The following is a 24,724-nucleotide window of genomic DNA, read 5'->3' on the forward strand; positions in this document are numbered from 1 at the left end:
TCATGGCAGCGCGTTGAGCGTGTAGTAGGCGTCGTCGTTCGCCAGAGAGTCGCCGTTTGCATTGCGCATTCCCGTCATGCGGATGTGGTAGACCCGTCCGGTTTCAAGCTGCTCCACGGTTAGCCGCACGCGAGTCGGATCGCCATCGACAGGTTCGGCTTGGAACGGATGTTGTTTGCGACCGATCTCCGGCGACCCATACGTGTCCCAGTGATGGTAGTGGTACGACTCGACCAGGTAGTTCTTCTCATCCATTGCCCGGCTTGCGTCAATCGCTTCAGTGAATCGCGCAATCCAGCCATCAGCGGTGGCTTGCATGGAATGAATTTCGAACGGCATTTGCCCCGTGAACACTACGCGTTCGACACCTTGTGTCTGGCCGCCAAGCGACCCCCAACCTCGGTTGGTCTCCCCAACGAATAGGCTGCCGTCGGGCGCAAAGGCCAGACGGTTCACTCCGCAGGCAAATCCGCGGCGAAACGGAAAGCATGCGCCCTGCATTCTTCCGTGCACTTCTTCCAGAGCGACACGCGTGATTGCTGAGTTGGTGAGTTCCCCTACAAAACATTGCCCAGCGAACGGGCCAAAGCGCCCCGCGGTGGTATCCCAGACTGGCTCGCTGGCCGAGCGACTCAGTCCAAATGGAAACCAGACCGCGGGCGGAATCACCGGAGGTGTTTGCCCATCTACGGAAGCGGGCCAGTAACGTAGGCCACCCGGATGTCCGTAGTACTCGTTTCGTCGAACCTCCTGCAGCTTGCAGGTGGGAATCCATTCTCCTTGGTTGTCGGTGACAAACAGCCGTCCATCAGGACTTAGGTTGATTCCATTTGGACTGCGCAAACCAACGGCCCACGGCGTAATCGAGCCGTCGGGGCTGATTCGCAATACCTGACCGCGATAGGCCGACTTAGAGCCGGCGCCGCTACCAAGGCTGAGATTGAGCGTGAGGAAAAAATTGCCCGCCGCATCACAAACTGGGCCGTAAGCGTATTCGTGATAGTCGCCGGAGATCCCGAATCGATCACTCACGGCTCGGATCACGTCGGCGTCGCCGTCATTGTCGGTATCGGTCAATGCCGTCAGTTCAGGGCGCTGCACACAATAGAGCACATCCCCTACAACGCTAAGGCCCAGCACCTCGTGTAGCCCGCGCGCAAACAGTTTGTACTGAATCTGATCGACATCTTCCGCAGTTGGATTTTGAACCAACCAGATGTCGCCACGTCGCGAAGCGATAAAAAGATCGCCATTCGCACGGAATGCTAGGGCCCCGACTTCAAGAACTTCGCCATCCGGTAGCGGCAACGCCTCAATGCGGTAAAAACGAGCTTCACCAGTGGGCGGAAAATCGCGATCAAGCTGGCGATCGAGCTTAACCAACAATCGCTGCTCCAGCGTTGGCTCAAAATAGAAGGCCCAGCCTCCCTTGCCCGGTCGCGGCAACTTGATGAGCAAATCGTTAGCCCCTGGCCGCAGATGCAAAGTGACAAAATCCTGGTTCGCCAGCGCCGCGATCCGACTCTCCGACACTGACAACAACTGCTCGCCATTAAGCCACAGCGTCATGCCCTCGCTGCTGCCGAGCGACACTCGCACGGTCGCTGCCTCGGGCATCTCCACTTGGCGGTACAGATAACACAGCGCATCATCGTTGCGTTTGAATCGCCGGACGCTGTTTACGCGCCCGTCGGGCAAGCGAACTTCTTGCCACCGAATCTTGCCGCCCGCGCCGTCATATTCGGCGTTGAGGTCAGTCGCCAGTTCCGGCGGCAGTGCTCGCTTGAAATTCTGATTGCCGGCATTGTCAAACGGTCCCAGGAGCCACCATTTTTGCGCGGGTGCCAGCGGGCGGGATGCCGAAAGTGAGGCGTTCCGCGTGGCCCGACGCGAATCTTTCTTGACATACACAAGATCAGCCGCGCCGCATTGCGCCGCTGCCAGCGCCAGCGCGATAAATCCCAGAACACCACAAACGGATGAGCGCATTGGCACGAACTTCACAATTTGGTCGCTATAAAAACAAAAACGACGGTCGACGCCATTAAGACGCCGACCGTCGCTGGACAATCCGAGGACGAATCGGAAAGGACTAACGCTTGCGGAACCGACGCAGCATCAGCGGCGCCGCGCTGGCCAGGCCCAAGAACAGCAGCACAATGCTGCCGGGCTCGGGCGCCACCACGCCAGCCACCGAGTCTTGCAACTGGTAGCCAAGGTTCGAGGCCTGCAAGGTGGCAACGATGCCGAAGGTCACCGTACCAGTGACATTCGCCGTGATCGTCACCCCCACACCGGCCAAGGTTGTGGTGATCGTCGTTACTGTCGTTAGAGCGGCAGTCCCCGAAGTCGACAGCGGGAAGTCGATGTTCAAGATGCCCGATCCACCTGGTAACAGTCCAAAGGTGGCCTGCAGGTCATCGTAGTTCACGACATCGTAGCTGGTGGGCTGCAAATCCGCGAGCGTTGCCAAGCCTGGCAGCGGAGTCGATTCGCTAATGTTGAACGTTTGCGGAAGATTGATGTTAAAGCTGCCAACATTTAGGCCAAGGATGTCGACATCCAGGTTACCGCCAATATTGGCGTTCAGTCCGCCGTTCAGAGTCCCCCAATTACCGAAGTTCATGCCGTACGACGAAGTCTGATTGAGCGGCGTTCCAGGCGAACCTGGTCCCGAAAGCCCATCGCCGCTGGTCTGAGTGTACCCAAGCGAATTGATGCCAGCCGTCGCGCTACCGTTAAGCTGCGCGTCGACCGGAATCGAACCCAGGTCCAATCCGAACAAGCTGATCGGAATGCCACCTGACCCGTTGATAGTCAGAGTGTTGCTGGTCGCTGTGGGACCACCTGGCTGAACCAGTGTGACGTTCAAGTTCGTGAGGTCGGCGCCCGTCAATACCGATGGCGGGAACGTGGCAGGACTCGGGTTGCTCCCGTCGCCACCTGGATCAAATCCGCCGGTCTGTTGATCCCAAAGCGTCAACTCCGCGCTGCCGGTAACCGGATTGTTGATCTTCAATCCGCCGCCCAAGAGACTAATCGACTGCGTTTGACTCGGTACATTCAGATCGCCATCGATGGTCAACGAGCCCAGTGCAACCGAAGTGCGAAAGCTGAAATCGATATCAGCGGCTACGGTGATCTGAGAACCAGGGGCAAGATTGAAATCCCCCGTGAAGACGCTCACGTCCGTAGGAGCCGGAGCATGAAATGGCGGAGCAGTATTAGTCTGCGTGCCATTAAAAGTGAGCGGTATGGCGAGTGCCGTACCAGGTAACACGACAATTGCGGCGACTGCCATCAAAGGCAGGCACACGCGACGGATTGTCCAACTCATTAGCGACTCCTTTGAACGATTCGTCCGATCGAATCAGTGCGAAAAACTCGAAGACAAGTTGCGAAACGATGTCCAACCAAACGCGATGTCGCCGTTTCTCGGCGGCAAACCGTTTGAACTACCCCTTGTGAGGGTCATACGGGGCTTAGTCTCTCGTGCCGTCTCTCCGAAGTCAAGAAAAAAGTCTGGAAAAAAACATTTCACTAGGTAGGTTGCTGAAACTCTCGTTCCACAGGGGGACCGCACGTTGCACCCCTTTGTGCCGCCAACATTGCCGTTCATTTCCCTCAAAACCCATAGGCCAATGTCGCAATCCCTTATCCAGCGTCTGTTTACAGAAATCAACGACCTGAGCTTGGTTGATCCCCATACCCATATCAACCCACTGGCGCCAGCATCCGCAACGCTCGCCGACATTCTGGGCTACCACTACTACACCGAGCTTGCCCATTCCGCTGGAACGCCGCGCCAGTTCATTGAGGAAGCCGGAATCGAACCCGCGGAGAAAGTGCGACGGATCGTGGCCGGTTTGGCGCCCATCGAAAACACCGTGCAGTACAGTTGGCTCATCGAGATGTGTCAGCGTTTCTTTGGGTTCACAGGCGACCGCTTGACCCTGCAGAACTGGGAGTCGCTCTACGCCGCTTCGTTGGACAAGATGCGTTCGGCCGATTGGGCCAACCAGGTCCTGCGACAAAGCCGTCTGTCGGCCGTCTTCCTCACCAACGACTTCGACGATCCCCTCTCGGGCTTCGACACCAGCGTTTACATCCCGTGCCTGCGGACGGACGATCTGGTGTTCCACATTTCCAAAGTCGCGGTGCGCGAGAGACTGCAGCGCGCCGCCGGCGGCGCGGTTGTCGATTCCGCCACGCTGCGTTCCGCCATCGGCAAACTGTTTGATCACTTCGTATCACACGGCGCTCGCGCATGCGCTATCTCGTTACCCCCCGATTTTGCTCCGCGGCGTGTCACGGGAGCCGTGGTCGAATCGGCGCTATCGCAAGTGCTGCGTAGCGGCGACGACGCGACTCCCGAGCAACGACTGCTCCTCGCGAACCACGTCTTCTGGACGCTCGCCGAATTCTGCGCCGAGCACCAATTGCCATTCGACTTGATGATCGGTGTCAATCGCGCGGTCTACTCGGCCGGCGTGCATCAAGGCCAAGACCTGTTCGACAGCCGAGTATCACTGATCCAGTATCGCGATCTTTTCAACGCGTTCCCGCAGGTGACCTTCCCTATTTCCGTGTTGGCCAGCGTTACAAACCAAGAGTTGGTCGCGTACAGTTGGATCTTTCCGAACGTCGTCGCCAACGGGCACTGGTGGTACTCGAACACCCCCGAATTCATCGAACGCGATTGCGCCGCTCGGCTCGAGGCCGTGCCGCAAACCAAGCAGATCGGGTACTACAGCGACATGTATAAATTGGAGTTTGGACTGCCCAAATTCGCCATGTACAAGCGCATATTGGCTAAGGTACTGGCCGAACGCTTCGTAATCGATCGCGAGTGGAGCGAAGAGCGAGCGCTTCAATTGGCCCGCACAATGCTTTGCGACAACGTGCAGCGGATTTTTCCCGATCGAACGGCTCGCTAGCCGCTCAAGGCGCTTGGAAACGCCTGCTTGAGTGACTCGATACCGCGCTTCATGCACTGCACGTCGCCGCCAATAATGAGAAACTTCGCGCCCATTCGCAATGCGCGGGCGGTCGTCTCATCGTCCGATGGCAAGATCCCCCAATACTTGCCGTGCTGCCGGCACGCTGCGGCGACGCGTTCCGCCGCTTCCCAGATTTTTGGATGTGTTACCTCGCCCAAATGACCTAGAGCCTGTGACAAATCGCTTGGGCCGATAAACAGCAGATCCACGCCGTCAATCGCCGCGATCTGCTCTACCTCTTCCAGGGCGCCCAGCATTTCGATCTGGATGCTTACGAGATGATCGCGATTGGCCTCTTCGGCAAATTGCTTCTGCGACTTGTGTGTGAACAGCGCGTCGCGACCCCCCGTGTTCATGCCGCGATTGCCGCGCGGCGCGAACTTGGTCCATCGCACAAACTCCTCGGCCTGCGCCGCGGATTCGACGCGCGCCGCCATCACGCCCCCCGCCCCCGCCTCAAAGGCCTGCGTCACATGGGCATAGCTAATGGGCGCCAGGCGCACGAAGCAGTCCATGTCGTTTGCCCGAGCGCATACGGCGCCAACGCACACTTGCTCATAGGTCAGCCCCCCGTGTTCTTGATCCAGCCAAAATCCGTCGAAGCCGCCCCCGACCGCAAACAGATCAATCACTACAGGGTGAACAAATCGGGCCATTGAGAAAACCTTGACGACCCGTCCCTCGGCCAAGAGTTGTTTGAATCGCTTGTGCACCAGTGGATCCTCCGATTTCCGATTCATACGGCCATTTCGCGGTTGACTGTATCGCCAGTAGGGATGCTGTCAATCGATCGGTCTGCTGCTGCAACCGACCGTCAATCCGAGCGAATACCCTCCAAGTCGAGCATTGCCAACCGCGTCAAACGCGATGCGCAAGGCCCTGATTGGCACAAACTATGCGGCTAGTGGAATCAAGCCAAATGTTGCATTAGGCTGTAGTTAACTGTCATTTCTCCTGGTACTTGTTGGGATCGATCAAGGATGCGTTGCGCAATTCCAATAGCGGCGTTGGCAATAATCGCCTGTGCGGGCGAGACGCGAGCCCAGTTTTGGGGAAACTATGGCGGTTGGCACGCCAGTACGGCCGCCGAGGGCTATGCCCGCGGCATGGCGGATCTGACGCGCTCGGCCGGCATGGCCAACGTGATGAATGCACAGGCGGCAGTGATTGGCCAGGAGGCCGTAAGCGCCAACTTGGACAATCAGATCAAGGCCACCGAGACATTCTTCAACAAGCGAGCCATCAATCGCGCCTATCAAGAATCGGTTCGCCGGCCGCCGCTGAGCAGCGAGCAGCTTGCCTCGATTGCCCGCGATCGCGCCCCCAATCCATTGCGCACGTCCGACTACGATCCCGTCACTGGCGCAATCTCCTGGCCAGCGGTGCTCCGCGACGATCGCTTTGGAGAATATCGCGATCCCTTGGATGTGCTGTTTCGCGATCGGGCAGCGGCTGGCGGCGATCTGACCGTGCAGCAGTTCAACCAAGTGCGCGATCTGACAGGGGGCATGCTATCGGCGCTGAAAGCCGATATCCGCAACTACAGCGCCAATGACTATCTCCGCGCTCGGAACTTCATCACTAGCTTGGCGCACGAAGCGCAAATCAACTAACGATTCGTGGCGACATCACTGCGCGACTTTGTGAATTGAGCCACTCCTGCAAGGAATCCTTCATGTCGGTACGCCGTTGTCTCACTGCCGCGATGATGGTCCTCTTGTTGGCCGCGCCGCTTTCCACGGCGATCGCCGGCCCTGTGGAAGACCTGGCCAGCAAAGAACCGGCCACCAGAGCGGCCGCTGCGCGCGCCTTATGGCAGAAAGAAAAACTCACCGATCAAGAGGCGCATGCGCTCATCACGGCGCTTGACGACGAAGATCCACTAGTCAGCGCCTACGCAGCACATGCCTTGGAAGACGCGCCGCGCGTGTCGGAAAAATTAGTCGCCGAATTAGTCGAGAATCTGTCCGATTCCGATGGCCGCGTACGCACTGCCGCGGCGACAACTCTGCGCGCATTGGCGCCCGATCCCTCCGAGGCAATGGCCGCGTCGATGGGCGCGACCAGCGCGGTCGATCCCGACGCAATGGCGCCGCTGATCGAATTATTCGTGCGTGGAGGCAAGCGCTCCGTTCCATTGATGGTGGAAAAGCTCGCTGATCGTGATGTCCGCTATTGGGCGGCGATAGTGCTCGGCGAGCTCGGACCCGAAGCCAAGGACGCGGCGCCGGCGCTAGCTAAAGCGCTCGCCGATGAACGTCCTGAGGTCCGATTGCAAGTGCTGATCGCGCTCGGCCAAATTGGAGCCTCCGCCGAGTCCGCAGTGCCGGCCATCCTCAAGCAACTCCAAGCCAAAGAGATCGGAGTTCAATATGCCGCCGCTTTCGCGCTAGGCAACATCGCCTCTCCCAAGGCCACCGATGCGCTGCGCAAGTTGCAAAAGACGCCCGATGAGTTTCTTAAGATGCTGGCCTACTGGGGCTTGGCTCGAATTTACCCCAAAGACCCGGCCACGGTACATCAGGCCGTCGAGACGCTGGTTCAGTCGCTCGGCTCTAAGGATGAGCGTTTGCGACAAGGCGCCGCCCGAGGATTGGCCGAATTGAAGGCCGATCCTCAAATAGTCCTGCCCGCGCTGATCAAGCTGCTCAAAGATCCCAATCCTGCCGTACGCGGAAACGTCATCGATGCCATTGTTTCGCTTGGCCCACAAGTAACGCCCAAATTAGTCGACGCGCTCCAGCAATCCGAGTTGCGTCCGGTGGCGCTAGCAACGCTGATTCGCCTGGGGCCGGGCGCCAAGTCCGCGGCCCCAGCTTTGGTTGCCTTGATCCGCGGCGAAATCAAAAAGGGAGACAAGGCCGACCATGAACTGTTGACCGAAGCGCTCATCGCGCTGGCGGGCAGTGGCGGCCTCGACAAAACTTTCGAAGTCGAGGCCCAGCAGTTGCTCACGATGGACGACCCCACGTTGCAACGCGCAGCCATCTTCGCGCTCGGCAAGATTGGCCCCACAGCCAAGGCGGCAATCCCGCGCTTGCGTGAACTGTTGAGCTCCACCGACCCTCGGGCTCGTTTGATCTCATTGTGGGCGCTGTTGCAAATCACCCCTGACGACGCCGAAATCATCCAGGCGGCGGTTCCCGCGCTGACCGAGGCGCTCACCGACTCGCGCGAAGTCGTCCGTCGCGAGGCGGCGGCGGCACTGGGGCGGATTGGTCCCAAAGCAGCAGCCAGCCTTCCCGCGCTCGAGCAGTTGCTGCACGATCGCGATTCGGCTGTTCGGCAAGCCGCCGAGCAAGCTATCGCAGCGATCGGTCAAGGCGCGTAGCAAATCGACCTGGGACTTGAACCGGCGCCTCGGGCAGCCAAGTCTCCGCAGGCGTGACCGTCGAATACTTATCGACTAGCGGTCGCGAATCACTCTTCGCATTTGCTGCGAGCCGCAAAGTGGCTCGCTATTCGCGACCATTTGACGATCGCTGCTCGCTGCCGATATTGCGAACGACCGTCCCCCCAAGTCAACCCCGACGCCATCGAATATACGCTGCGGTAGGCACTGCAATAGGCTACAGGCGATTGCCTGATTCAGATCGGTGTTTCGAGTTTGCCTAGCGCAAAAACCGGAAAAATCTAAGCAAAGAAGAGTCAGCTCGATTCGCCGCTGCGCGTTCCCTTTCGATCCACCGCAAGCCGTTTGCCGCTGCCCTGCTTCAGCGGCGCAGATCGTGTTCATGTGCGATACAAGCGATTCGGTCGCCAGGCGCGTTCGATCAGCCAGCGCCCATAGCCATCGTTTCAAGTCGTCATCAATTCCGTGCGCTCGCGCCAATAGTTCGAGCGCGCGATAGCGAACCTCCTCATGCGCGACAAGCACACTGCCCGCGATCGGCGCCGCCTCCGATGTGCCGCGCTTTCGATCACAGGCAGCGGCGAGCGCCATGGCCACTTGAGTCACTATGCCACTGACCAGCATCTCGGTCACGATATGTCGCGACGAAAACCAGCAAGCGCCTGATTCTTGCGTGAGCGCTTTCAAATCCCAACGCCAACGCTCCAATCGCGACTGTGAACTGGTCCAATATTGTGCTAATGCTTGGGTCGGCAACGCGTCAGCGCATTCCGCTATCGCCTGGCAATGCCACGACAAGAGCGAGGCCAATTGAACTTGTTGCGGCAACTGCATGCCACTCGACCCATAGTTGAACTGATTGCCGCACCAGCAAGTGCGTGCCCACGGAGTTCAAGGCGGGGCCTCGATAAACCAGAAACTCCGCGCTGAACAACGCTCGCAACAGGGCGTGAACAATGCCCAGGGGAAGCAACAACGGCGCCAAATTCCGCCGATGGCGGAACACCGCGAAACGCCGCTGCCCCGAAGTGATTTTGGGGCTGCCACACTGACCTGCGTGGCGAAAATGCGACACGCCCAGGCGAGACGCGACGCGGTGCGGCAACGCTATGCCGCGCGACGCGATGCCCGGATTGGCCGAATTATCAGCCCGCCATCGGCGCCGACGCGCCTTCGCCAATTGGCGAAAACCACTGCTAGCGGCGCGGCGGCGTACGCATAGGTCAGCATCTCCGCCGGCAGCCGAAATCGCGGCGCGGTAATGGTCAGCGTATGGAAAATGAACACCGCGACAAAGACGCACATCAAGGGGCGCAATCGCTTGCGGTCCGACCCCAGGCAGATCCAGCCAACAATCGCCAGTGTCAACCAACCCACGGTAACCCCGCGATAGATCAGGTTGGCGGCCTTGGGGTTGGTCTCGTCAAACAGCAGAAAATATCGCGCCCGACGCCAACACAGCGCGGCGTAACGACTCGGGCTTAATGTCGACCATGCTCGCGCAGCCAGTCGACGAGATCGCTCGGGCTCGCTGAGCGCGGCCAACGTTTGATAGTCGGCTTGCGTCAGTAGCGAGTCATCGATGTAGATAGCTTCATGGCGGGCGTTCCAAAGCGCTTGATACCAAGATTTCAAAGTGCCCTCATGAGAACGACGTATCGCTTCGATGCCCTGCTTGGGCAGTTTGTCAGTTCCCCAACTGCGCGGATTATTGCCCTGCCAAAATGCGTACCCAAACGTGGATTTGACGAAAACCAACTCGCCATGCTCGTGATAATTGCGCCACAGCCATGGCGCAATCACAATCAAGGTTGTTGCGCCCAAGCACACCGCCCAGCGCAGCGTCCGCCACCACGTGTTGTTGCTTGACGCAGTATGCACATTAGGCGACACGGCGAGCCAGCCGACGATCGGCAGCGCGATCACATAGATCGGCTCAATCAATAGAAGCGCGCCAGTCGCTGCCCCCGCGCCGAGCGCCCGTTGGCCTGCAGAGCGATGACTCGCGGCAATGCGCAGCGCGGCGACCAACAGCAGCGTCGCCCAAACGGCGACCTGTATATGTGTGACCGCGTAGATCTGTGCGGGATGCAGTGCCGCGATTCCGCCGGCGCAGACGGCAAGCGTTGTCCGCCCCGGCAAGAGCGCAAGAGTCAATTGCGCAAGCAGCACCGCGGTCGCGGCGCCTGCGAAACATTGCAATAGCTGAATGGCGAGCAGCGACAAAGTCGATTCAACGCCGAACAGCCAATAGCTGGCCGCTACCAGAACCGGATAGAGCGGCGCCTGCTGCGAAGTGGGACCGTCGGCGCCCAGAAACCGCACTGAGAAGCCCCGACCGGCGAGCAAGTTCTTGGCGATCTCGCCGTGCTCGTAGGCGAACGGCGCATGTTCAGCATCGTAAATCGCCGCCACCGCCGCCACGCGCACCATAAGCGCGATTGCAAATAACAGGATCCAACCTTTGGCGAGCCAACTCATCGCGCCGAAGATTGTAGGCGGAGTCGGTCCGATCGGCCTAGACCGAATATCGCCCCCTAGTTGCCGGCTTGCTCAAAATCGACCAGCGAAAAGCTGCCCGGAGCGATTACGGAATCATCCGGCGAGTGCCCCGGCGCCACCAATCCATCCGAATTCTCGAAGATGTCGTCCGGATGCGCCGCAGGCAGACAGCGGCAAGTCTTCAAGAACTCCACGTGTCCGTCTTCGAACAGCACGTTCTGTCCGCTGCCGCCGTGGTTGCCGCTTTGATGATCGTCCCGACCGATGCTGGGGGCGTCGGAGACGAGCGCGAAATAGGGTCGCGAGGCATGTCGCACCGGATGGTATTGATTTTGGTCATCCAAGTATCCGAGCGCGCCGCGGTAATCACCGCCCATGGCGTTATGGAAACGTTGTAGCTGCTTGCCCACGGCGCGCTCGATCTGCGCTAGCGTCGGCACATCCAATGGCTTGCCAGAATTGTGGGGCGACTCCGGGCAGCGTAGCACTCGGGTGTCGGGCATCAAGCCCGCTGCCACCATTTGAGGAGCAAACGCCGCGGAGCTGGCTAGATTGCCGGTGGGCGACGGAGAGGGCGCATAGCCGTTGTGGTACAAACTGTATTGCTGCAGCCCCCAGCCGATCTGCCGCAGGTTGTTTCCGCACTGCGCGATCCGCGCCACCATGCGGCTATGGCTCACTGCGGGAAAGAACAGAAACGACGCGGCAATCAGGATGCTGGCGGCGACGGCAAAGTCCTGAAGTGACCAGCGAGTTGTGCGACCACCAAATTCGCGAATCGGAATCGCCACCTTGCGTCGTGAGACATAGTCGACTGTTCTGGCGGCCAATCCTTCTGGCGGAGCGAAATGTTGTTGATCCCAAGACAATGGCTCCGCCGCCACTCGAAGTTCGTCGAGTGCTCGCTTCAGATCGGATGAGCCACGCAATTCCGCTTCCACCGCGTCGTGTTCATCAGGATCTAGCGCCCCAACAAGAAAGCCGAGCAGCTGCTCACGCATGGCTCACTCCGCTCCAGACAAATTGGCACGGTTCCAGGCCTCGTTGAGCTTCATCACCGCGGTATGCAGCCGACTCTTGACCGTGCCAACGGGCACGTTCAGTATGTCGGCCGCCTCGCGGTATTTCAGGCCTTGGTAGTAGATCAAATTCACCGCCGATCGCAGTTGTTCCGGCAACGACTCGACCGTCTTCCGTACCCAGCGACCGCGTTCGTTGGCTTCCAGTTCGTCCTGCGGTCCATCCTCGCGCGACTGCAGCAGATCCGCTAATGCGCCCGCGCTCTGCTCGTTGTCGCTCGTGCCACGACGATCCAGGCTCACAAGCTTGTGACGCCGCGTGCGGCGTTGCGCGTCGATGGCCTGGTGCGTGGCAATGGTATATAGCCATGGTCGGAACTTTCGATCGGGCTCGAAGTGATCCGATTTCAAATGCACTTGCAGAAACGTCGCTTGAAACGCGTCTTCCGCCATCCCCTCGTCGCCAAGGTAGCGGCGCAAGTAGCTGTATAGCTCGCGCTCATAGCGATGCACCAACTCTTCGAACGCTCCGCGCTCCTCAGTTTGCCGGTAGTGAACCAGCAACTCCTCATCCGTCCACTGCGAGTAGACGCGAGCTGTCGAGTCGGTCGTCTTATTGCGAGTTGTTGTCTTGATCATTCTTAGTACGTAACGCACCCCGGATTTGGTTCGCGCGAATCGGCCGGAACCAATTGGTCCGGCAGTTCCGAATCCCTGCTTTAGACAGCCAATCTCATACTGAGATGGTTACAACGTTCCGCCTGCGCACAAAACCTAGCGGATTATCTGCCGATTTGACAGTCAATTACCGCTCCCTTTAGACTTTCGCACTTGATGTCGCAATTCCCATGCCCCTACTTTGGTGGCAGTTGTTGAAGTCATCTTCCTGGGTCACCGCTGGCGATGTTAACGCCTTTTTTGGCTTGGCGTTAGATAATATCGCCAATCTTGTCCTAATCGTCGGGCTGCTGACCAGCGCTTTCGGTTTCCCTGCAAACTTTGCCGTCGAATACATGCTTCCCGGTACCGCATTGGGAGTGTTGGTTGGCGATGCATGGTTTACCTGGATGGCGCTTCGACTCGCCCGGCGAACGGGACGCCCAGTGACCGCTATGCCGCTGGGGCTCGATACCCCCAGCACCATCGGCATGGTGTTCTTCGTACTCGGTCCCGCGTTCTTGGCCGCACGCGGCCAAGGCCTTGGCGAGCACGAATCCGCCCAATTTGCCTGGCGCATCGGCATGGCGGCCATTGTGGTGAGCGGATTGTTCAAACTGGTTTGCTCGTTGGCGTCCGGCTGGGCGCGCCGGATCATTCCCCGGGCCGGGCTTTTGGGGTCGCTTACGGCAATCGCGCTGGTGCTCATCAGCTTCCTGCCTCTTCTGGATGTGATGCAATCTCCGATCGTGGGAATCCTTTCGCTGGCCATCATCCTTGGTTCGCTCACCGCTCGCTTGCCGCTGCCATTCGGAGTCCCCGGCGCCGTCGTCGCCGTGACCGTTTCGGTGATCGTGTTCTATGCCATGATTGGCCTGAACCTGATCGAACGTCCGCCATCCGAAATTACCGGTCAGTTGGCGCTCAACTGGCCTAGGCCAAATCTTGAGTGGCTGGCGGGGCTCCGCGCGTCACTTCCGTATCTGCCAATCGTGCTGCCGTTCGCTTTGGCCACGGTGGTCGGCGGCATTGACTGCGCCGAAAGCGCCTCCGCCGCGGGCGACGAGTACGACACTCGCGAGGTGATCGCTGCCGAGGCCGTGGCCACGCTCGTCGCTGGAGTCTGCGGCGGCGTAATTCAAACCACCCCCTACATCGGCCACCCCGCTTACAAGGCCATGGGCGGCCGCGCCGCGTACACCCTTGCCACCGCGATTTTCATCGGTGGCGCCGGCATGTTGGGCTATTTTTCATTCATCTACGAGTACATTCCACGAGCCGCGATCTTCCCCGTCCTGATCTTTGTCGGACTGGAAATCACCGCGCAAAGTTTTCACGCCACGCCGGTGCGCCACTACCCCGCTGTCGCGCTGTCGTGTGTCCCCGCGCTCGCTTATCTCGTCACGATCTTCTTAGGCAGCGTGCTGCCGCACGCTAATTTGGCGAGGCTATCCCCTTCCACATTGGAGCAGTTGGCGACGCTGCGCGTGCTGGGAAGCGGATTTATCCTCACTAGCCTGATTTGGGCCTCAATGCTCGCCGCGCTCATCGATCGAAAATTACGTTTCGCCGCGATTGGCTGCGCGATGGCCGGCGTGTGCAGTCTATTCGGCGTCATCCATTCGCCGCTCGATGGCGGTCGAATGTTCTTGCCCTGGGCAATGCCCACCGACGCCCGCGGCTCGACTCACTGGATGCCGGTGCAATTGGCCGTCGCCTATTTGCTGGCGGGAATAGTGTTTCTGCTCTGGAGCGCATATTTCCCTGCGCATCCGTCAGAAATAATAGCCGCCAACCCGAACTGCGAGCATCCGTGAGGCTCCACTCCTTGCTTGACGTGGCGGCGCCGGAACTGGCTGCCGCTCATCGAGTTGAAAAAAAATGACCCCGACGGGATTCGAACCCGTGTTGCAGGCGTGAAAGGCCTGTGTCCTAGACCAGGCTAGACGACGGGGCCGGAAGAAACGAGCAGCGCTGTATACCCGATCTAGCGCTGGTTCGGCAAGGGTTCTGCGGGGAGATTAGGCGCAAAACAGTTGCTGCGAACACAATTGCTGCGAAATCAGTCGCATGCGCTAAGAGAGAAGCAAGGCCCTACAGAGCACGCGCTCGCGAAGGTCCGCACTAGCCAGCGGATTCCGTTTCGCCATTGGGACGAGCCGATTCGCCGCCGTTGCGCTTGATGGCCTCGTAGACCTCTTGCCGATGCACCGGAACTTCCTTGGGCGCCTCGACCCCGAGTCGAACTTTGTCGCCCCGGATCTCGACGACGACGATCGTAATGTCATTGTTGATGACAATACTTTCGTTCTTCTTACGAGACAGGACCAGCATGGGCCATTCCTTCGCGGTCGATCTCGAGCTTCCCTCGTGGAGCACTCGGGGAGCGACGGGTCGCTTTCGTTGCTAGCGTCGCCGCAGAGCACCATCAGCCACGGGCTGGTGGTTGACAAAAGTCTCTGCAAGCATTGATATTCCTCACCATTCACTGTACGCCCCGCTAGGGGCCAGTCAAGCGAAGGCAAGTGGATTGGTCAGATTTTCATGCTTTCTTGGCACGGATTACGCATAGTCGCCGACCGTCAATCCAATCTGTTCGGAAGTCACCGCAATCGTTTGTCTACCTTAAACTTGCGCTATATCCGGCATCCCATTGCAGAGGCCACGCCCAGGCATATAATCCAACAAGGCACGTAGCCTCTCGTCTGACTCGGCCGGTGATCGTATGGTTTCCGGCTGATTGTCGCTGTCGCTCATTGCCAGCCAGAAAGCTGTTATGCTGCAATGGTTTAAGGATATTCGAGACGCGGTGATGACGGTCGCCCACGGCCTTTGGGTGACCGCTCGCTACTGGTTTGTGACTTACGATACCGATCGCAAGACTTTTACCGATCAGTTCGCATACCCGGAGTTGCCGGCCCCCGTATCCCCCCGGTATCGCGGTTTCCACCGCTATGATCTCACGACCTGCATAGCTTGCGACCAGTGCGCAAAGGCATGCCCCGTCGATTGCATCTACATTGGTAAAGAGCGCGTCACACAGGGAAAAGGCTTCCGTGTGACGGGTTTCACCATCGACTACACCAAGTGCATGTTCTGTGCTTTGTGTGTCGACCCCTGTCCTGTGGACTGCATCTTCATGGGGGCAACATTCGACTTGAGCTGCTACAGCCGCGATGGTTGTGTGGTCGATTTTTCACGTCTGCCTGTGGAGGTAGCGTGGGGTCGCGCTACGCTCAACCCCACGGTCGTCGCCGAATCCAAGTTGGTCGCCGAACCGGTGCATGGTGGACCCAATCAATAGACTAGACGCCTGCTCACCTGGAGCGCGAAGGTGAACGATGCCTCGTCAAACCCCTGAATTTCAGCGATTGTTCACGCTCGACGAAGCAAATGCGATGCTGCCGTTGGTGCGCGCGATTGTCACCGATTTGCAGCAATTAACCCGCGATATTGTCGACCGCCGTGAGCGTTTGGCCATGTTGCGGGGCGACCGCGATCCGCAGCGAAACGATCTCTACAGTGAGGAATTGTCGCAAGTCGAAGACGAGCTGGAAAAAGACGCGCGCCAAATTCGGGCCTATGTCGAGGAACTGCTAGAACTGGGTGTCGAACCCAAGGATGGACTTGAGGGACTGGTTGATTTTCCTTGCCAGATGGACGGCAGGGTGGTCTACCTCTGCTGGAAGCTGGGCGAGTCGGAAGTGCAGTACTGGCACGATCTCGACGCTGGCTTCGCGGGACGGCAATCGCTCACAGTGACGTCGGGTGATAAAGCCTGATTGCATTGCTCGACGGCGATGCGTCATTTCCGTCACAATCGGCATTTCTGCCCCGTTGTCAGTGCGCGCCGTAACGCTACCCAGCGCGATCTATGCTCTTAGAGGTGCATTGATCGCCCTCTTGCCGTACGCTCTTTCGCAGTTCGGCCGCAATGCCTCGAATTAGCGCTCTGTTGGAGGCCCGTGCTCTGATCGAGATTCGCGACAAGACGACCGGCGACGTGCTGCACGAGGTCGAGGCGACAAAGCTCGCCGGCGCCGACCTTTCGGGCTGCGCGCTGCGACACGCGGCGCTGAATCGCACCGTCCTGATCAAGACCAATTTACATAGCAGCGACTTGAGCGAGGCCGACCTGTCGTTCAGCACCTTGTCGCACGCAAATTTGCGCGATGCGGTGTTGTCACGGGCGCAATTGATGGGCGCATCGCTCATCGGCGCCAACCTGACGAACGCCCATCTGGAGGGGGCTAACCTGCACAACGCCTGCCTTTTCCAATGCGAGTTGGCAAAGGCTTCGCTGGCTGGCTCTCGATTGACCGGCGCCGACTTGGCCGGCGCACGGCTCGATGGCGCCAATCTATCGGGCGCTCGCTACGACCGGTTCACGCGCTGGCCGGAGGGATTCGATCCCAAGCAACACGGCGCCAATGAGATCGCTCGCTAGCGCCTCGTCGTTCCTGCCGACACCCCCTTTGCGGCCCGAATTTGCATCTCCTTGCAAGCCGGGGTCGGTTTCTTAGAATAGCGAGATTCCGGATCATGCCACGTTGGCGAAAGCGCGCTCGCTATGACTTCTGTGTCGATTGTCGCCTATCTGGCCCTATTCACCACGGTGGGCCTGCTGTTCCTGTTTGTAAACCTGGTGGTCGGTTGGTTCTTACGTCCTAATGCCCCCAATGTGGAAAAGCTGGAGGTGTACGAATGTGGCGAGCCGACCATTGGCTCCAGCTTCGTGCAGTTCGACCTTCGCTTCTACGTGGTCGCGCTTCTGTTCATCATCTTCGATGTGGAAGTTGCGTTCTTTTTTCCGTGGGCAACGGTGTACGGAAAGGCAGTTCAACTCACCAACCCCCATCTTGATCGCGTGACGCAATCCGCCGCCGGCCCCGCGCTTACCCCCGCCGCCTCAGGATTGCTCGCCGAGTTGGGAGTCCGTGATCCAGGCGCCAATGCGCCAGCCGATTCGCAAGCGTTGGTCGGCGCGGGAAAGAGCCTCACTCGCACTGCGTTTTCCGACATCGCCGTGTTCTTTGCCGTATTGATCGTCGGCTTTGCTTATGTTTGGAAGCGCGGCGATCTCGATTGGGTGCGGGCGATGACGCAAGGCCGAGGGGAAGAGCGCCCGACGATACTTTCCGATCCGAGCGCGCCGCGCGAGAGACCGGTAACGTTGGTCGCCTGATTTTCAAGCGGTCGCCGCCCCCCTCGCGATCAAGATGGATTGTCGATAAGGATTCAAAGCAAAGATGAGCGGACAGGCGTTTCTCGACCGGCTGAAGCAGCAGTTTGGCGATGAGATTACCGGCGCCAATCTGGAGGCGATTGATCCCTGGATCGAGGTGTCTCCCTCCGGCCTGGTCGAGGTTTGCCTCTATTTGCGAGATCAGGCCGATCTCAAGTTTGAGATGCTCAATTGCATTTCTGCTGTCGACTACTTCGAGCCAGATCCAAAGAAAGCCGCCAAGGCGACCTTCGCTCCGCATCTCGAGGTCGTGTATCACCTCTGGAGTTTCAAAGGCAAGGTCAGCCTTGTTCTCAAGGTGATGCTCCCGCGCTGGCAAGACGACGTGCCCGGCCAAATTCCAGAAGTGCCCAGTGTCAGTCAGATCTGGCCGACCGCCGACTGGCATGAGCGCGAGGTTTATGACTTGTCGGGCGTGCGGTTTGTGGGGCATCCTGGCCTGCGTCGCATCTTGTGTCCTGAGGATTGGGTGGGCCATCCTTTGCGCAAGGACTACGACATGCCGCTGGAATACCACGGGATTCGCGGTCGGTAACTTACATAGAATTCGAGACCTTATCGCCCCTCGCACAGCGCTCCTTCGCAGCGACGAGGGCAACTTGCGTGGAACGCGGAAGACCCCCAATGGCAGTCTCTCATCTGGAAGATCAGCGAATCGTCGAGTTTGATGTCCGCACCGACGAGATGCTCGTCAACATGGGGCCGCAGCATCCCAGCACGCACGGCGTGCTGAGACTGGTGCTGCGAACCGACGGCGAAATCGTCTCCGAGGTGACGCCTCATATCGGCTACCTGCATCGCTGCGCGGAGAAGATCGGCGAGAATCTCACTCCCAGGCAGTGGATTCCCTATACCGATCGCATGGATTACCTGGCCGCGATGAACATGAATCTCGGCTGGGCCCTGACGGTCGAAAAGCTCATGAAGCTCGAGCTGCCCGACAAGGCGCGGCATTTGCGCGTGATCATCACGGAATTGAACCGCATCGCCAGCCACTTGGTGGGCATGGGCGCCTACGGGCTCGACCTGGGAACGTTCAGCCCATTTTTGTACGCTTTTCGCGAGCGCGAGCGCATCCTCGATTTGTTTGAAGAGGTCTGCGGCGCGCGGTTGACTTACAGCTATCTCACCGTGGGCGGCGCCACCCACGACTTGCCAACCGGATGGCTGCGAAAGTGCGACGAATTTCTTACCCAACTACTTCCGGTAATTGACGAGTGTCACGCGCTGTTGACCACCAACGCGATCTTCGTTCGCCGCACGGCGAACATCGGCGTGCTGTCTCCCGAAATGGCGATCGCCTACGGCTGCACAGGCCCGGTGATCCGCGGCAGTGGCGTCGATCATGACCTGCGCCGTGATGGCGAAGAGCGCTACACCGAGATGTACGATGGCTACGCCTTTGAAGTCATTGTCCAAAAAGGTGGGCACTATCCCAAAGACCACGACTATCCGGCGGTGCCTAGCGAGGCCGTGCTCGGCGATTGCTGGCATCGGTTTTATGTGCGCATGCTCGAAGTGATTCAATCGGTCGATTTGGTGCGGCAAGCGATGGATCGCTATAGCACCGCCACAGGCGCCTTTGGCGTGCCGGTGAAATTGACCGAGAAACTCCCCAAGGGAGAGGCATATCTTGAGACCGAGGCGCCACGCGGTCAGATGGGCTTCTATATCGTTAGCGACGGAACCTCGATTCCGTGGCGCGTGCGCGCTCGCAGTAGTTCGTTCTGCAACCTCTCGGTAACTCACGAACTATGCCGTGGTTGCCTGATCGCCGATGTGCCCGCCATTGTCGGCTCGCTCGATGTGGTGATGGGCGAGATTGACCGCTAATTCGCGCCATCCGAAAGACCACTCGTTTCAACGTTCGAGCCATCGGCTCACTTACGTCAGTCGCCAGTCAGTTACCGGGGGCGCAGGTCCCTGGTTCTAAATTGGCGTGAGTCCCCTGGGGCTTGAAGACGGCGCCAGCTCCTGATCCCGAAGGCGCGCCCTGCTTACTTTTTGTCCCCAGGGGCTTGTAACGCGGCTGGCCTTTGTGCCATATTTCACGATCTTGTTGGGAGCCGCCGACGCGACTCCCGCGACGATTTCGCCCCGTCGGGCCGCGCTTGCCCGTCGGTTCTTGTTGAAAGACCGAGTCTGTGGCTGATTTCTTCGCCAATTCCGTGGGGTTGCCGTGGTGGCTGGCCTATCTGGTCACCGGCGTAATCCAAACGCAGTTATTGCTCATCGTGCCATTCGTGGGCGCGATGACCTTTGTTTGGATGGAGCGCAAAATCTCCGCCCGCATTCAGGATCGGTTGGGGCCGACCCGCACTGGTGGCAAGTTCGGCTGGCTTCAGCTACTTGCCGATGGCATCAAGCTACTGAACAAAGAAGACCTGATGCCCGCTGACGCGGACAAGCTGATGTTTCGCGTGGCGCCATACATCAGCTTCACCGCGTCCTATGTGGCCCTCCTGGCCTTGCCGTTCGCCTCCGGTTGGGCGGCTCAGCGGATGAATGTTGCGATCTTCTTTGTTCTGGCCGTGTTGGGCCTGGAGGTCTTTGGCGTCATCCTGGGCGGCTACGCTTCGGCCTCGAAATGGTCGCTATTCGGCGCCATGCGCGAAGCGGCGCAAGTCGTCAGCTATGAGGTGCCGCTTGGCATGTGCGTGGTCGTGCCGGTCATGATCGCTGGCACCATGGACTTGGTGGCCATCGCCGACATGCAGCGCGGTTTGTTCACCAACTGGTTTGTCTTTCACGACCCCTTCACATTCATCACCTTCTGGGTCTATTTCACCTGCGCGGTGGCTAGCGTCAATCGCGCTCCGTTCGACTTGGCCGAGGCAGAGAGCGAGCTTGTCGCCGGGTTTCATACGGAGTATTCCGGATTCCGCTGGCTGGCCTTCTATATGGCTGAGTACGGCTCGATGTTCACCGTCAGCGGTTTGGCCACGATTCTTTTCTTCGGCGGTTGGAATGGGCCCATTCCCTTGGTCGGCTGGATCGACGCCGAGCCGGACACGTTTCTGCACTGGTTCGTCAACTTCCTCGGTTTCGTCAACTTTGTCGCCAAGGCCGTGCTGGGCGTAACTGTGATGATCTGGGTTCGCTGGACCCTGCCGCGACTGCGCATCGATCAGGTGATGAAGACCTGCCTGAAATACTGCACTCCGATCGCGGCCGTCATGTTTTTGGGCGCCACGATTTGGAATGGCTTCTTGTTTCCCGGCGGAATGCCGTGGCAGAACGTGGTGCTTGGCACGGTGCGCGAAGCCGAATTGCTCGAACCGGCGCCCGTTGCCGCCCCTGCGTCATCGCAAGACCATGTGGCTGGCGGCGATCGCAATTCAAATCGGCCGTTGTCGATCGCCGCACGCGTTGCGGCCAATGCCGGCTCTCAACTCGAGGGAGGCAAGTAAATGCTGGCCGCGATCGTTTGGCAATCGTTCTTCTTCCTGCTGTTCGCCTTGGTCGCTTGCGCCTTTGGCGTGGCGGTGGTCATCTCGTCCAATATCGTGCGGATGGCCTTTTATCTCATCTTGTCGCTTGGGGCCACCGCCGGCCTATTCTTTCTCGCGGGCGCCGATTTTGTCGGCTCCATGCAATTGATGATCTATGTCGGCGGCACTTTGGTGCTGTTGGTGTTTGGCGTCATGCTGACCGCGCAAAGCCCTTTCATTTCGATGAAAACTCGCGGTGGCGAGTGGATTCTGGCGGCAATTGTCGGTGGATCGCTGTTCGCGGTGCTTGTCAACCGCATTGTCACAGTTGCCGATTGGTACGGACCGGCGGTTGCGACAGCAGCAGCGACTCAGACTGCGGCGCGCCCAGCGGCCATGCGGCGCAACAATCAAGAGCCTGCGGAGGCTTCGCCTGTTGTCCTGCGCGACGCGCGCACAGCGACCCGACTTGGCATGGCATTGTCAGGGCCGCGTGTCGACCGGCTGGATCAGCCCAATCCGATCTTGCGCCGCGGCATGTCGAGCTATCTGCTGCCGTTCGAAATCGTATCGGTGCACTTGTTGGTTGTGTTGGTGGGCGCCGCCTATTTGGCCCGCACCAAGAAGCGTGCCCGTGGCACGCTGGGAGAAACCTAGTTCATGGACTTGCTCAGCCAACCTGTCGGGACCATGCACTTCTTGTTGGTCGGCGCCGTGCTGTTTGTCTGCGGCGCCGTGTGTATGGCCACCAAGCGCAACGCGCTCGGGGTGCTGATGGGCATCGAGTTGGTGCTTAACGGCGCCAACATCAACTTTGTCGCGTTCGCCAACGATACGTTCCGCGCCGACACCAGCTTCGCCTTGGGCTTGGACGGCCACTTGATCGCGCTCTTCGTCATCGTGCTGGCGGCGGCCGAAGCGGCGGTGGCCCTCGCGATCACCCTCAACTACTACAATAATCACGCCACGATCGACGTTGATCACGCGGAAGAGCTGAAGGGCTGATGGAAACTCTCGAGCACCTCCTGCCACTGCTGTTAGGCGCCGCTTGGCTGCTGCCGTTGGCGTCGTTCGTCATCATTCTGTTCTTTGGCCCCCGGCTCGGCAAAGCGGGTGTGTTGGCGGGCTATCTGGCCACCGGCGCCATTCTCACATCGTTTGTGCTCTCGTTTGCGTCGCTTTGTCTTTGGTTGTCACACCACCCACCGCATGCGCCGGCCGTTCACCATGCGGCGCAGCGGAGCGAGTCGCCGGCCTTGACGAATGCCGATGTGGCCGCGCCCGTAGAATTGGCCAACTTTGCCGAAGAACCGGCCCACGAGTCACATCCCGATGCGGAGCACAATGACGCTGACCAGCATGCCGCCAAGCCGCCAATCTACTATGGCGGCAGTTGGTACTCGCTCGCTACGTTTGGGCCGCTGGTGATCGAAATCGGCTACTACATCGACGCCTTGACCGTCTGCATGTTCACGATGGTCACGCTGATCGCCACGTGCATTCACTTCTTCGCCACGGGCTACATGCACGAAGAGTTGCACGACGTGACCGATCATGAGGTGACGCTGGCCAATGGACATCACCTGCATCGCAAAGGCCGCTTCTACCGCTTCTTCCAATACCTGTCGCTGTTCTGCTTCAGCATGTTGGGCCTGGTCATCTCGGGCAACGTGCTCATGACATTCGTATTTTGGGAGCTGGTCGGCGCCTGCTCCTACTTTCTGATCGGCTTCTATATCGAGCGCCACAGCGCATCGACCGCGGCCAACAAGGCCTTCATCGTTAATCGCGTTGGCGATTTCGGCATGATCATCGGTCTGATGGCGCTTTGGGGCAGCTTGGGCACCTTCTCGTTCGGCGATCACAAGACTACTGAAGGTCTGACGCCTGGCCTCTTTTCCTTGGTCCGGCCCGCGTCGATGGGCCTGTCGCAAACTATTCCCGATGGAATGGTCAAGGCGGGCGCGCGCTACGAAATCGCCGCTGGCGTCCAACCCACCGCTACGCAAATCAACGACTGGCGTTCGCAGAAATTTGGTTATGGTCTGCTGATCGTCGCTGGTATCGGCATCTTTTGCGGCTGCGTGGGCAAGAGCGCGCAGTTTCCGCTGCACGTCTGGTTGCCAGACGCCATGGAAGGCCCCACGCCGGTTTCCGCCTTGGTGCACTCGGCCACGATGGTCGCCGCGGGTGTTTTTCTCGTGGGGCGCTTCTATCCCGTCTTCACCCCCGAGGTTCTGCTGGTCATCGCGTATGCCGGCGCGATCACTCTGTTTATCGCGGCGACCATCGCTATCACCGCCACGGACATTAAACGTGTGCTGGCCTACTCCACTATCAGCCAACTCGGCTACATGATGTTGGGGCTCGGTGTTGGCGCTTGGCTCGCTGGCCTGCTGCACCTGTTTACGCACGCGTTCTTCAAGAGCCTGTTGTTTCTCTGCTCCGGATCTGTGATTCACGCTGTCCATACCAACGACATGCGCGAGATGGGGGGCTTGCGAAAAAAGATGCCCTTCACCGCCTACACCATGCTCGTTGGTTGCATGGCGATCGCTGGCTTCGGAATTCCCTTTATCGGCGCCGGCATCGGCTTCAGCGGTTTCTATTCCAAAGACGCAATCATCGCGCAGCTCGCCGCCTTCCGAAACTCCAACGACGGCACGGGCCTCAACGGCTTGCATGCGTGGTTGTACTACGCGGCCGCTGGCGGCGCCGCGATGACGGCTTTTTACATGTTCCGCTTGTGGTATCTGACCTTTGCTGGCAAGCCGCGCGATCACCACAAGTACGAGCACGCGCACGAATCGCCGCCGGTAATGTTTGTGCCGCTTTTGGTGCTGGCATTTTTCGCGATCACGGTCGCCTGGACGTTGCCATTCACCAATCTGAGCCTGTCCAACATCCTGGAGCAGGCGCGGCCCGTGGGAGCGATCGATCCGGGCTTGGTGTGGAATCAGTTGATTCATCCCGACGAGCATGCCTCGCACGCCGGCGCCGCGCATATCGAAGCTAGCCTCGTGGCCACCGCCACGGCGTTGTTAGGCTTCTTTCTGGCCACCATGTTCTATGCCGTGGGAGCGCTCAACCCCAACGAGGTCCGCGCGCAGTTTCCTCGCATCTACCGCTTCCTGGTCAATAAGTGGTGGTTCGACGAGTTGTACGACAATCTGTTCGTTAAACCGGTCCACGTTGTCTCTCGCGCGGTCGCCAATTTCGACAAACTCGTGATCGACCGCTTGATCGACGCGCTGGCGCGCGGAATTCGGACGATCGCCACCTTCGACGATCTCATCGACCGCTATGTGGTCGATGGACTGGTCAACATTGTGGCCGGGTGGATTTACTCATTCGGCCTGACGATTCGCGGAATACAAACCGGACGGCTCCGCGAATATGTGATGTATATCGTGATTGGCACGGTGGCCTTGTTCGTGCTGGCTAGCTTTGCCCTGCGCTACGCGGTCGCCGGATAGACCGCCCCCGACAAATTCCCAACGCACACCGACTTCAAGTCT

General features: G+C 59.2%; 21 protein-coding genes and 1 tRNA gene. 14 read left to right on the plus strand and 8 right to left on the minus strand.

Annotation, left to right across the window (positions count from 1 at the left end; translation table 11 throughout):
- Both K1X71_05240 and K1X71_05245 read right to left on the minus strand, forming a co-directional pair.
- The gene (locus K1X71_05240; protein MBX7072531.1) at positions 1–1,383 is read right to left on the minus strand and encodes a PQQ-dependent sugar dehydrogenase; all 1,383 of its coding nucleotides are present in this window, start codon (positions 1,381–1,383) and stop codon (positions 1–3) included.
- 709 nt (positions 1,384–2,092) lie between these two features.
- Positions 2,093–3,187, minus strand: coding sequence for a PEP-CTERM sorting domain-containing protein (locus K1X71_05245; protein ID MBX7072532.1), 1,095 nt, complete (start codon positions 3,185–3,187; stop codon positions 2,093–2,095).
- A gap of 454 nt (positions 3,188–3,641) precedes the next feature.
- Between K1X71_05245 and K1X71_05250 the strand changes: the two genes are divergently transcribed.
- The gene (locus K1X71_05250) at positions 3,642–4,937 is read left to right on the plus strand and encodes a glucuronate isomerase (protein ID MBX7072533.1); all 1,296 of its coding nucleotides are present in this window, start codon (positions 3,642–3,644) and stop codon (positions 4,935–4,937) included.
- Here K1X71_05250 and K1X71_05255 read toward each other — a convergent pair.
- Complete coding sequence (locus K1X71_05255; protein ID MBX7072534.1) at positions 4,934–5,713, minus strand: hypothetical protein; 780 nt, start codon at positions 5,711–5,713, stop codon at positions 4,934–4,936. The two genes, K1X71_05250 and K1X71_05255, sit on opposite strands and share 4 nt — an antisense overlap.
- A 267-nt stretch (positions 5,714–5,980) precedes the next feature.
- Here K1X71_05255 and K1X71_05260 point away from each other — a divergent pair, with 267 nt between their 5' ends.
- Together K1X71_05260 and K1X71_05265 are read left to right on the plus strand one after the other, a co-directional pair.
- The gene (locus K1X71_05260) at positions 5,981–6,613 is read left to right on the plus strand and encodes a hypothetical protein (GenBank protein ID MBX7072535.1); all 633 of its coding nucleotides are present in this window, start codon (positions 5,981–5,983) and stop codon (positions 6,611–6,613) included.
- 62 nt (positions 6,614–6,675) lie between these two features.
- Positions 6,676–8,331: a HEAT repeat domain-containing protein gene (locus K1X71_05265; protein MBX7072536.1), complete on the plus strand. Its 1,656-nt coding sequence runs from the start codon at positions 6,676–6,678 to the stop codon at positions 8,329–8,331.
- A 1,128-nt stretch (positions 8,332–9,459) separates the two neighbouring features.
- Here K1X71_05265 and K1X71_05270 read toward each other — a convergent pair.
- Genes K1X71_05270 through K1X71_05280 form a run of 3 tightly spaced genes read right to left on the minus strand, consistent with a single transcriptional unit; the run spans position 9,460 to position 12,512 of the window.
- Positions 9,460–10,833, minus strand: a complete 1,374-nt coding sequence (locus K1X71_05270) for a hypothetical protein (protein ID MBX7072537.1) — start codon at positions 10,831–10,833, stop codon at positions 9,460–9,462.
- Positions 10,834–10,889: 56 nt separating this feature from the next.
- Positions 10,890–11,855 (minus strand): DUF1559 domain-containing protein, encoded by a 966-nt coding sequence (locus tag K1X71_05275; protein ID MBX7072538.1) that lies wholly within the window; start codon positions 11,853–11,855, stop codon positions 10,890–10,892.
- 3 nt (positions 11,856–11,858) lie between these two features.
- Positions 11,859–12,512 (minus strand): sigma-70 family RNA polymerase sigma factor, encoded by a 654-nt coding sequence (locus K1X71_05280; GenBank protein MBX7072539.1) that lies wholly within the window; start codon positions 12,510–12,512, stop codon positions 11,859–11,861.
- 464 nt (positions 12,513–12,976) lie between these two features.
- On the opposite strand from K1X71_05280, the gene K1X71_05285 reads away from it, so the two are divergent.
- Positions 12,977–14,347 carry a permease gene (locus tag K1X71_05285; protein MBX7072540.1) on the plus strand — a complete coding sequence of 457 codons (1,371 nt, stop codon included), beginning with the start codon at positions 12,977–12,979 and terminating at the stop codon, positions 14,345–14,347.
- Positions 14,348–14,412: 65 nt separating this feature from the next.
- Here the strand turns inward: K1X71_05285 and K1X71_05290 are convergent.
- Positions 14,413–14,487: transfer RNA gene (locus tag K1X71_05290), tRNA-Glu, on the minus strand.
- Between the two features lie 167 nt (positions 14,488–14,654).
- Complete coding sequence (gene csrA, locus K1X71_05295) at positions 14,655–14,864, minus strand: carbon storage regulator CsrA (protein MBX7072541.1); 210 nt, start codon at positions 14,862–14,864, stop codon at positions 14,655–14,657.
- A gap of 442 nt (positions 14,865–15,306) precedes the next feature.
- On the opposite strand from csrA, the gene K1X71_05300 reads away from it, so the two are divergent.
- The 10 genes from K1X71_05300 (at position 15,307) to nuoL (ending at position 24,682) form a co-directional block, all read left to right on the plus strand.
- The gene (locus K1X71_05300) at positions 15,307–15,834 is read left to right on the plus strand and encodes an NADH-quinone oxidoreductase subunit I (GenBank protein MBX7072542.1); all 528 of its coding nucleotides are present in this window, start codon (positions 15,307–15,309) and stop codon (positions 15,832–15,834) included.
- Between the two features lie 37 nt (positions 15,835–15,871).
- Positions 15,872–16,312 (plus strand): DUF2203 domain-containing protein, encoded by a 441-nt coding sequence (locus K1X71_05305; GenBank protein MBX7072543.1) that lies wholly within the window; start codon positions 15,872–15,874, stop codon positions 16,310–16,312.
- Positions 16,313–16,464: 152 nt separating this feature from the next.
- The gene (locus K1X71_05310; protein ID MBX7072544.1) at positions 16,465–16,977 is read left to right on the plus strand and encodes a pentapeptide repeat-containing protein; all 513 of its coding nucleotides are present in this window, start codon (positions 16,465–16,467) and stop codon (positions 16,975–16,977) included.
- A gap of 123 nt (positions 16,978–17,100) precedes the next feature.
- Entirely contained in the window at positions 17,101–17,715 is a 615-nt protein-coding gene (locus K1X71_05315) for an NADH-quinone oxidoreductase subunit A (protein MBX7072545.1), read from the plus strand.
- A gap of 64 nt (positions 17,716–17,779) precedes the next feature.
- Positions 17,780–18,310 carry an NADH-quinone oxidoreductase subunit C gene (locus K1X71_05320; protein MBX7072546.1) on the plus strand — a complete coding sequence of 177 codons (531 nt, stop codon included), beginning with the start codon at positions 17,780–17,782 and terminating at the stop codon, positions 18,308–18,310.
- Between the two features lie 89 nt (positions 18,311–18,399).
- A complete protein-coding gene (locus K1X71_05325; GenBank protein MBX7072547.1) occupies positions 18,400–19,608 on the plus strand; it encodes an NADH-quinone oxidoreductase subunit D in 1,209 nt (402 codons plus the stop codon).
- A gap of 311 nt (positions 19,609–19,919) precedes the next feature.
- The gene (gene nuoH, locus K1X71_05330) at positions 19,920–21,185 is read left to right on the plus strand and encodes an NADH-quinone oxidoreductase subunit NuoH (GenBank protein ID MBX7072548.1); all 1,266 of its coding nucleotides are present in this window, start codon (positions 19,920–19,922) and stop codon (positions 21,183–21,185) included.
- A complete protein-coding gene (locus tag K1X71_05335; GenBank protein MBX7072549.1) occupies positions 21,186–21,863 on the plus strand; it encodes an NADH-quinone oxidoreductase subunit J in 678 nt (225 codons plus the stop codon). It begins immediately after the preceding gene.
- A 3-nt stretch (positions 21,864–21,866) separates the two neighbouring features.
- Positions 21,867–22,211, plus strand: coding sequence for an NADH-quinone oxidoreductase subunit NuoK (nuoK, locus tag K1X71_05340; protein MBX7072550.1), 345 nt, complete (start codon positions 21,867–21,869; stop codon positions 22,209–22,211).
- Entirely contained in the window at positions 22,211–24,682 is a 2,472-nt protein-coding gene (gene nuoL, locus K1X71_05345; GenBank protein ID MBX7072551.1) for an NADH-quinone oxidoreductase subunit L, read from the plus strand. The genes nuoK and nuoL overlap by 1 nt, the downstream gene beginning before the upstream one ends.
- The last annotated feature ends 42 nt before the right edge of the window (positions 24,683–24,724 follow it).

This window comes from Pirellulales bacterium (assembly GCA_019694455.1).
Lineage (GTDB): Bacteria > Planctomycetota > Planctomycetia > Pirellulales > JAEUIK01 > JAIBBY01.